This window comes from Stenotrophomonas sp. 05L414_2, from assembly GCF_056397905.1.
In genome coordinates, this window is sequence record NZ_JBFTOJ010000171.1 from 1 (window position 1) to 8,242 (window position 8,242).

General features: G+C 68.7%; 5 protein-coding genes. 3 read left to right on the forward strand and 2 right to left on the reverse strand.

Features of this window, described 5'->3' with window-relative positions:
* From AC1DJN_RS18385 to AC1DJN_RS18395, 3 genes are all read left to right on the forward strand, one after another.
* The coding region (locus AC1DJN_RS18385; protein WP_478039697.1) for an Hpt domain-containing protein at positions 1–4,342 on the forward strand (4,342 nt) is incomplete at its 5' end.
* A complete protein-coding gene (locus tag AC1DJN_RS18390) occupies positions 4,329–5,660 on the forward strand; it encodes a chemotaxis protein CheB (protein ID WP_032974989.1) in 1,332 nt (443 codons plus the stop codon). The genes AC1DJN_RS18385 and AC1DJN_RS18390, both read left to right, overlap by 14 nt.
* Positions 5,657–6,121, forward strand: a complete 465-nt coding sequence (locus AC1DJN_RS18395; RefSeq protein ID WP_025877758.1) for a chemotaxis protein CheW — start codon at positions 5,657–5,659, stop codon at positions 6,119–6,121. Before AC1DJN_RS18390 ends, AC1DJN_RS18395 begins: the two co-directional genes overlap by 4 nt.
* Positions 6,122–6,174: 53 nt before the next feature.
* On the opposite strand, the gene AC1DJN_RS18400 is transcribed toward AC1DJN_RS18395, so the two are convergent.
* Together AC1DJN_RS18400 and bioA are read right to left on the reverse strand one after the other, a co-directional pair.
* Complete coding sequence (locus tag AC1DJN_RS18400) at positions 6,175–6,912, reverse strand: 16S rRNA (uracil(1498)-N(3))-methyltransferase (protein WP_442251820.1); 738 nt, start codon at positions 6,910–6,912, stop codon at positions 6,175–6,177.
* Positions 6,903–8,242 (reverse strand): adenosylmethionine--8-amino-7-oxononanoate transaminase (bioA, locus tag AC1DJN_RS18405; RefSeq protein WP_478039700.1); only part of this gene is annotated, 1,340 nt, incomplete at its 5' end. The genes bioA and AC1DJN_RS18400, both read right to left, overlap by 10 nt.

The following is an 8,242-nucleotide window of genomic DNA, read 5'->3' on the forward strand; positions in this document are numbered from 1 at the left end:
CGAGAACATCGACCAGGACATCCGCGAGGTGTTCCTGGAAGAATTCGACGACGAGCTGGGCAATCTCGGCACGCTGCTGCCGGCATGGCGCATGCAACCGGACAACATGGACCGGCTGCGGCCGATCCGCCGCATTTTCCACACACTGAAGGGCAGTGGCCGCCTCGTCGGCGCACGTACCCTGGGTGAGTTCGCGTGGAAGATCGAGGGCATGCTCAACCGCGTGCTCGATGGCACCCGCGCCCCCACGCCGGCGGTACTGGCGATGGTCGATCACGCATACACGGCACTGCCGCAGTTGAACGCGGCACTGCGCGATGGCCAGCGGGTCAGCGTCGACCTGCAGGCGATGCAGGCCATCGCCGATCGCGTGGGTGCAGGCGAAGAAACGTTCTACGTTGCGCTGCCGGGCGCCACCGCGCCGACGGCCGAGGCGCCGACCGATGCTGCCGCGCCGCTGGACAGCGCCGTGCAGGATGTCGATGCCCCCGCACAGAGCGCTGTTGAAGCGCCGGGTACCCCGGCCAACATCGACAGCGTGCTGCGTGAGATCCTGGAGGCCGAGGTGGAACTCCACCAGGCCACGCTGCAGGGCTGGTTGCGCTCGGCGCAGCAGGCGCCACAGCCGGTCAGCGATGCGTTGCTGCGCGCGGTGCACACCATGAACGGTGCCTTCGCGATGACCGAGGTGCCGGAAATCACCGCTGTCACTGGCGGCGCCGAGTCGTACATCAAGCGCGCGCTGGCCGCCGAGGTGGTGCCGGGTGATGACGCCGTGGCAGCCCTGGACGAAACCGCGCAGGCGATCAACGCGACCATGGACGCGCTGCAGGCCGAGCAGCCGCGGATTGCGCCGCAGGCTGAACTGGCGCAGCGCCTGCAGGCGCTGGCCGGCGAGCTGCCGGAAGCACGCTGGCCGATGGCCGGGCTGGACGTCGAGGATGAAGACGAAGACCCGCTGCTTCCGCTGGTCGCAGAAGCAGATGCCGCCGACGCCGACATGGTCGAGCCGGGGCATGCGGTAGAGATCGAGCCGGAGGTCGAACGCGACACCGGTGCCGAGGTGCTGGAGGCGCTGCAGGTCAGCGAGGACGCGTTGAGCGATGCGGGCCTGGAGTCCGCCGAATTGACCGGCAGCGATGATCTGTCGCGCTACTTCGATGCAGGGTGGCCGTCGATGCCGGACGGCCCGGCGCCGCAGTCGACGCTGGAAGTGGCTGCTTCCACGCTCGTTGCCGCGGAAATTGAAGCCGGACAGGCGGTGGCGACATCGGAAGACACCGCATTGGAAGACACCGCGCTGACTGCGGCGGATGATCTGTCGCCGTATCTGGATGCCAGTGCGCTGCCGGTTGACGACCGCGATCCGGATGTCCTGGATGTCGCAAACGACCTGAATACGCCGCTGCCATCCACACCTGAAACGGCGGTGGATGAAGACGCTGCTGCGCTGCCGCTCGACAGCGAGCTGTCCAGCCTGCAGGATGAAATGGCTGTGCCGGGCTTCGCAGACCCGGTCACGCTGGAAGCCGCGCTCGAGGCCGGCCTGCACGTGATCGACGAGGAGCAGGGCCAGGACGAAGACGGGCAATGGCCCGTGCTCGGCCTGCAGGCCAGCGAACTCGCGCCTGGCGAGGCGGAAGCCTTTGCCGAGGATGCGGACGTCGGCGGGGAGGCGGCGGTCGGTGAAGGAGAGAGCACCGACCAGCCGTCCCCGGCGACGGTGGAAGACGTCGGGGCCGCGGAGACGGCGCAGGACGCCATCTCGCCCTCGCGTTTCTTCGAGCTGGAAGATGCTCCGGGCCAGGCTGCCGCGGCGGACAGCGGCATGATCGTGGTGCCGGTCGCGGCGGAGGCTGCGGCGGTCGAGGTCGAACCTGTCGCCGTCGACAGCGTCGATGCGGCGGTACCGGCGGATGCGCCCCTGCCCGAAGCCCAGACCGAAGAAGCCCGGACCGACTCCGAAGCCGAAGAGAGCGCCGACCTGCTCGACTTCAGCATCTATGATCGCGAGCTGGTCGACATCTTCGTCGAGGAAGGCAAGGACCTGCTGGATCATTGCGATGGGCTGATCAGCGAGCTGCGCGAAGCGCCGCAGGATCGCGAAGCCCTGGCCGGCCTGCAGCGCGATCTGCATACGCTCAAGGGCGGCGCGCGCATGGCGGGCATCAATGCCATCGGTGATCTCGGCCACAGCATCGAATCGCTGCTGGAGGCTGTCGCTGGCGGGCGCACCGAGATCGAACGTCGTGATGTGCAGTTGCTGGAACGCGGTTTCGACCGTCTGCACCAGCTGCTGACCCGTACCGGCGAACATCGCATCGTCGAGCCGGCACAGGATCTGCTCGACGCCTTTGAAGCACGCACCACCACCGACATCACCGCCGCTGCCAGCGCAGCTGCAGCCAGTGCTGTCGTCGTGGCGGAGCAGGCCCCACAGGCGGCTCCGGCCGTGGCCGTGGTCGATGCCCCGTTGTCGGCACCGTTGCCGGTGGAAGGTTCCAGCGAGGAAGACCCGCTGGCCCGTCCGCAGCAGGAACAGGTGCGTGTGCGCGCCGACCTGCTCGACCGCCTGGTCAACCACGCCGGTGAAGTGGCGATCTATCGTTCGCGCCTGGAACAGCAGCTCGGCGCCTTCCGTGGCGCGATGGGCGAACTGGAACGCACCAATGCGCGTCTGCGCGACCAGCTGCGTCGCCTGGACCTGGAAACCGAAGCGCAGATCGTGGCCCGCTACCAGCGCGAGCAGGACCAGGCCGACCAGAAGTTCGATCCACTGGAACTGGACCGTTTCTCCACCCTGCAGCAGCTCAGCCGCGCGCTGAACGAGTCGGCCGCCGATCTGGGTGGCCTGCAGGGCGTGCTGGATGATCTGTCGCGCCAGTACGATTCGCTCCTGCAGCAGCAGTCGCGTGTCAGTTCGGAACTGCAGGATGGCCTGATGCGCGCGCGCATGGTGCCGTTCGACGGCCTGGTGCCGCGCCTGCGCCGTGTGGTCCGCCAGGCCGGCATGGATACCGGCAAGCAGGTTCACCTGACCCTGGAAGGCACCCACGGCGAGCTCGATCGCAACGTGCTCGATCGCATGGTCGCGCCGCTGGAGCACATGCTGCGCAACTCGGTTGCCCATGGCCTGGAAGCGCCGGAACAGCGTCGTGCCGCCGGCAAGCCGGAAGAAGGCGAAATCGCCATCCGCCTGCACCGCGAGGGCTCGGAAATCGTACTGGACGTGGCCGATGATGGCGCTGGCCTGGATCGTGAAGCGATCCGCCGTCGCGCCATCGACCGCGGCCTGCTGCCTGCCGATGCACAGCCGAGCGAACAGGAACTGGACAACCTGATCTTCGCGTCGGGCTTCTCCACCGCCGACCAGGTCAGCCAGCTGGCGGGCCGTGGCGTCGGCATGGACGTGGTCGGCAACGAAGTGCGCCAGCTCGGCGGCTCGGTCGACATCCAGTCGGTGCGTGGCCAGGGCGTGCGTTTCACCCTGCGCCTGCCGCAGACGCTGGCGGTCACCCAGGCGGTATTCGTGCAGATCGGCGAAACCACCTTCGCGGTGCCGGTCGCCTCGGTCAGTGGTATTGGCCGGCTGTCGCACGAGCGCTTCGAAGCAGCCGACAGCAGCTACCGGTACGGTGGCGAAGACTATCCGCTGTACGACCTCGGCAGTCTGGTCGGCCAGGCCCCGGCACGCGCTGACGGCCAGGCCCAGGTGCCGCTGCTGCTGGTCCGCGCCGGCGACCTGCGCGCCGCCGTTGCGATCGATCAGGTGCTGGGCAACCGCGAAGTCGTGGTCAAGCCGGTGGGCCTGCAGATCGCCTCGGTGCCGGGCATCTACGGCGCCACCATCACCGGCGATGGCCGGGTGGTGGTGATCCTGGACGTGGCCCCGCTGGTGCGTCGTTTCCTGGCCAACCCGACCGCGCCGGTGCTGGTCAACGCACCCCGCCAGGAACGGCAGGTGCCGTTGGTGATGGTGGTGGATGATTCGCTGACCATGCGCAAGGTCACCGGCCGTATCCTGGAGCGTCACAACTTCGAGGTGAGCGTCGCCCGCGATGGCGTCGAAGCCCTGGAACAGCTGGAAGAGCGCGTGCCGGACCTGATGCTGCTGGACATCGAAATGCCGCGGATGGACGGCTACGAGCTGGCCACCGCGATGCGTGCCGACCCGCGCTACAAGGACGTGCCGATCGTGATGATCACCTCGCGCAGCGGCGACAAGCACCGCCAGCGCGCCTTCGAAATCGGTGTGCAGCGCTACCTGGGCAAGCCGTACCAGGAGCTGGACCTGATGCGTAACGTGTACGACTTGCTGGGGATTGCCCGTGTCCGTGAGTGACCTCGATCCGGTTCCGGCCGTAGCCCTGCTGGCCCGCCCGGGTGCGGCGCGTGAGCGCCTGCGCGAGGCGTTGGCCCATGCCGACGTGCAGATCGTGCTGGAAGACGATCCCATGACGCTGGAACCGCAGGCGCTGCATGATGCGCGCCCGCAGTTCGTGGTGATCGCGCTGGAAGCGGCCATTGAAGACGCGCTGGAGCGCCTGGAACCGGCGCTGTCGGCGCCCGGCTTGACCCTGGTGTTCGATGAGGCTGAACTGGCCGCGCGTCGCGATGGTTGGGAAGCGCAGCGCTGGGGCCGTCACCTTGCCGCCAAGCTGCACGGCCACCAGCAGGTGCTGCCGCCCGGCGCCGAGGACGAACCGGCACTGCAGCTGGAGCCGGGCCTGCCGTCGACGCCGCCGGTGCCGAAGGAAACCGCGCTGCAGACGCACCTGGAACAGGCCCGTTCGTGGGCCGACGACGTGCCGGCTGATGGCCTCTATTCGCCGCCGGCACACCTGCACGAGCCCGTCGCGCTGGAGCAGGCGCTGGCTGCGCTGCAGCCGGTGCTGCCGGAAACGGCAGCGCCTGTGCAAGCCGCGCCGGAACCGCCGCCGGTACCGGCAGCTGCGCCGTCGGTATTCACCGACCACACGGCCTGGTCGCTGGTTGACGAGGCCAGCGACGCGCCGGCAGTTGCATCGGCTGCCACCTCGACCGAATCGGCGGAACCTGCATTCGATACCGGACATCTTTCACTGGTCGACCTGGACGCTGCCGCGCCTGCAGGCAGTCGCTCCGGCGCACTGCTGGTACTGGCCGGTATCGGCGGTCCCGATGCGTTGCGTCGCCTGCTCGCTGCACTGCCCAGCGGGCTGGCCGTGCCGGTGCTGGTGCACATGCGCCTGGACGGCGGCCGCTACGGCAACCTGGTCAAGCAGATGGCGCGCGTATCGCCGCTGCCGGTGCAGCTGGCCGAAGCCGGCCAGCGCGCCACCGCTGGCGAAGTGCACGTGCTGGCCGATGACATCGGCGTGCACGCTGCTGCCGATGGCCTGTATTTCCAGAGCGAAGCGCAGGGCATCTCGATTGCCGCGCTGTCGGCCGAGCACAGCGCGCTGGTGCTGCTCAGCGGTGCCGATCTGGCCCATGTGGGCCCGGCGTTGGACCTCGCCGCCGCCGGTGCCTGGGTGGCCGGGCAGGTGGGCGAAGGCTGCTACGACCCGGCTGCGGCGACGGCGGTGGTCGCCGCCGGCATGGTGGCCGGTGAACCGCAGGAACTGGCGCAGGTGATCGCCGCGCGCTGGGGCCTGGATGACGACGGAGATGCCGCATGAGCTACGCCAGCAATGATGAGATCCGTGGCGTCCTGATCTCGGCCGGTGCCGAACGGGTCCTGCTGCCCAATGCAACCGTGGCCGAGATGATGTCGCGGGTGCCGGTGCAGGCGGTAGCCGACGCGCCGCGCTGGCTGGTGGGTGAGATCGGCTGGCACGGCTGGCAGGTGCCCCTGGTGTCGTTCGCACGGCTCTCCGGGTTGGGCGAAGAGACGGTGGCCGGCCACAACAAGGTGGTGGTGCTCAAGACCCTCAACGGCAACCCGCAGCGCCCCTACTACGCGCTGTTGACGCAGAGCTTCCCGCAGCTGATTTCGGTACCGCGCGATGGCCTGCTGGCCGACGCGTCCGAGGAAAACCTGCCTGACATCGTGCACATGCGCGTGCTGCTGGGCGAACAGAGCGCGCTGTTGCCGAATCTCGACGCGCTGGAAGCTGCGCTGGATTCGCTGACGGCCTGACCGGAATCCGCCGGGCGATGCCCGGCGAGCGCAGCGGCCACCGGACCGGAGCCTTACCCCAGATCGCCCAGCCGTGCCTGCAACGCTGCGATCGCGGCCAGGCCTGCGGTTTCCGTGCGCAGGATGCGAGGGCCCAGCTGCAGGCCCTGGAAGCCTGCGGCGGCGAGCTGCTCACGGTCACGCGGCGACCAGCCACCTTCCGGGCCGATGGCGATCACCACGCCGCCGGCCGGCGCTGCCTGCAGTGTCGACAGCCGGTGCGCTCCCAGCGGGTCCAGGGTCAACCGCAACGTATCGGCGGGCAGTGCCGCGCTGGCCTGTGCCAGCGACTGCGGCGGTCCTACCTGCGGAATGCGCGCACGACCGGACTGCCCGCAGGCCGACTGCACGACGTTGTTCCAGTGCGCCACGCGTTTTTCCGCGCGAGCTGCATCCAGCTTCACTTCGGTGCGCTCGGCATTCACCGGCGCGATGGCGCTCACCCCCAGTTCGGTGGCCTTCTGCAGGATCAGGTCCATCTTCTCGCCGCGTGCAATGCCCTGCAGCAGGGTGATGGTCAGCGGCGACTCGTTGGCGATCACCTGCACCGCGTCGATGCGTACCTGTACCTCGCGTTTGCCGGCCATGGTCAGCGTCGCGGTGTAGTCATGGCCATCGCCGTTGAACAGCACGCAGGTATCACCCTCGCGCAGGCGCATCACCCGCACCAGGTGGTTGGCCGTCTCTTCCGGCAGGGTCACGGTCTGGCCGCTGTGCAGCGCCAGGTCGATGGGGCAGCGGGTCACGCGCATGCAATCGCCTCGTCGATGGCCGCCAGCGTGGTATGCGCCAGCAGCTCCAGTTGTTCATCGTCCACGCAGTACGGTGGCATCCAGTACAGCACGTTGCCCAGCGGGCGCAGCACCACGCCGCGCTTCAGCGCCGCCTTGTAGGCGTGCAGCCCCAGCCGCAGGGCCGGATCGAAGGGCGTGCGCTTGTCACCGTTGCGGGTCAGTTCGAAGGCCACCACCATTCCGGCCTGGCGCACATCGGCCACGTGCGGATGGTCGGCAAACGGCGCAGCCAAGGTGCCCATCACCGAGGCGATGCCGCGATTGCGCGCGATCACATCGTCCTCGCCGAAGATGTCCAGCGTGGCCAGCGCCGCCGCGCAGGCCAGCGGATTGCCGGTGTAGCTGTGCGAATGCAGGAAGGCACGTTCGCGCGAATCATCAAGGAAGGCGTCGTACAGCGCCTGCGTGGCCAGCACCGCAGCCAAGGGCAGGAAACCACCGGTCAGGCCCTTGGACAGGCACAGCAGGTCCGGCATCACCCCGGCCTGCTCGCAGGCGAACATCGTGCCGGTGCGGCCGAAGCCGGTGGCGATTTCGTCGGCGATCAGGAACGCTCCATGGGCATCACACAGTTCACGCACGCGCTGCAGATAGGCCGGATCGTGCATGCGCATGCCACCGGCACACTGCAGCCGTGGCTCCAGGATCACGGCGCAGATCTCGCCCGGATGCTGGTCGAACAGCGTGGCCAGGCCATCGGCGGCCTGGCGTGCGCGGTCGGCCGCACTCTGCCCGGGTTCGGCCAGGTAGGCGTCAGGCGAGGGCGCAAACAGGCCCTCGGCCAGCAGCGGCGCGTAGACCCGGCGGTACAGCGGAATGTCGGCCAGTGCGAGGGCGCCCAGCGTCTCGCCGTGGTAGCCGTTTTCCAGCGAGACGAAGCGCGTGCGCCGGGTCTCACCGCGGTTCTGGAAATACTGGAAGGCCATCTTCAGCGCCACTTCGACGCCGGCCGAACCGTTGTCGGCGTAGAACACCTTGGCCAGTGGCGCGCGGCCGGGCTGGCGCGGCGCGAGGGCCAACAGGCGCTCAGCCAGGGTGATCGCGGGCTCGTGGCCGAACCCGGCCAGCATCACCTGTTCCAGCTGTCCGGCCTGGGCGGCGATGGCACCGCCGATGCGCGGCTCGGCATGGCCGAACAGGTTGGTCCACCAGCTGCTGACCGCATCCAGGTAGCGGTTGCCGTCGTGATCGATCAGCCAGGCGCCTTCGCCGCGGGCGATCGGCACCAGCGGCAACGTGTCCGGATGCTCGCGCATCTGCGTGCACGGGTGCCACAGGACCTTGAGGT